Annotated in this window: 1 protein-coding gene; it reads left to right on the top strand. The window is 38.0% G+C overall.

Annotated features, from left to right (window positions below; translation table 11 throughout):
• The first annotated feature begins 521 nt into the window (after positions 1-521).
• On the top strand, positions 522-1,142 hold the full coding sequence (locus HMPREF2628_RS08005; RefSeq protein ID WP_049551327.1) for a CadD family cadmium resistance transporter: 621 nt from the start codon (positions 522-524) through the stop codon (positions 1,140-1,142).
• Positions 1,143-1,266 lie beyond the last annotated feature (124 nt).

Here is a 1,266-nt window from a genome sequence, read left to right as displayed (position 1 = left end):
GAGATTTTATCTTTTTTGCCAAGTGCTTAGGCCGTGTTCAATTGAGCATGTCTTGATAAAGAAGCTACTCCATTGGGTAGCTTTTTTGTATGGATTTTATCCCAATCTCAAATTGGCTCTCTGATTTTTAGAGGGCTTTTTTATTGAGGTTTTATCGGTCACAATTTTGGAGACTACAAAAACAGTTTTCAGCATCTGGAATAACTGAATCGGGTTTTATCGGTCACAATTTTGGAGACTACAAAAACCTCAAATGGTATCAGCTAATGACACCATAAGGGTGCGTAGCTGTCTGTAAGCCCCTTCGGAGAGCCCACACTTTACGAAGTAAAGTATAGTATGTTATACTTTACAAGGAAGTAGTCACCGAATTCCAGTTAGAAATTACTTTGTAACTACGTTTTGAGGAGGAGTAAAATGCTTTCCTATGTTCGACATTACCCACTAGCGATAGCTAAATTAATGTGTCTGTGCTCTCCTAAAATCTGCTGATTTATTACTGACTAATACAGGAGGTTTTTATGGGACAGACAATCATATCTGCTATTGGTGTTTATATTTCCACCAGTATCGATTATTTAATTATTTTATTTATTTTATTTGCACAGCTATCACAGAACAAACAAAAATGGCATATTTATGCGGGGCAATATCTAGGCACAGGCTTACTTGTAGGGGCGAGTTTAGTTGCTGCTTATATCGTTAATTTCGTGCCTGAAGAATGGATGGTTGGATTGCTTGGTTTAATCCCTATCTATTTAGGGATTCGCTTTGCAATTGTTGGAGAAGGTGAGGAAGAAGAGGAAGAAGAGGAAGAAATTATTGAAAGATTAGAACAAAGCAAGGCAAATCAACTGTTTTGGACAGTTACATTGCTGACAATTGCGTCTGGCGGAGATAACTTAGGTATCTATATACCTTATTTTGCTTCGTTAGATTGGTCACAGACCCTCGTGGCGTTGCTTGTGTTTGTAATCGGCATAATTATCTTATGCGAGATTAGTCGGGTGTTATCCTCTATTCCGTTAATATTCGAGACAATTGAAAAATACGAGCGAATCATTGTGCCCTTAGTATTCATTTTACTTGGACTATACATCATGTATGAAAATGGCACGATAGAGACTTTTCTGACCGTGTAGATTTTTTGTTTCACTAGGATTTTAGCCCGGGCTCAAATCAGCTCTCTGACTTCAGAGGGCTTTTTGTTTTTATCTGCTTGCTTAGGCCGTGTTCAATTAACAAGATACAAAGGCCGTCAAAAGC

This window comes from Streptococcus sp. HMSC063B03, assembly GCF_001836965.1.
Classification (GTDB): domain Bacteria; phylum Bacillota; class Bacilli; order Lactobacillales; family Streptococcaceae; genus Streptococcus; species Streptococcus pneumoniae_F.
This window is presented reverse-complemented; position numbering and strand designations above follow the sequence as displayed.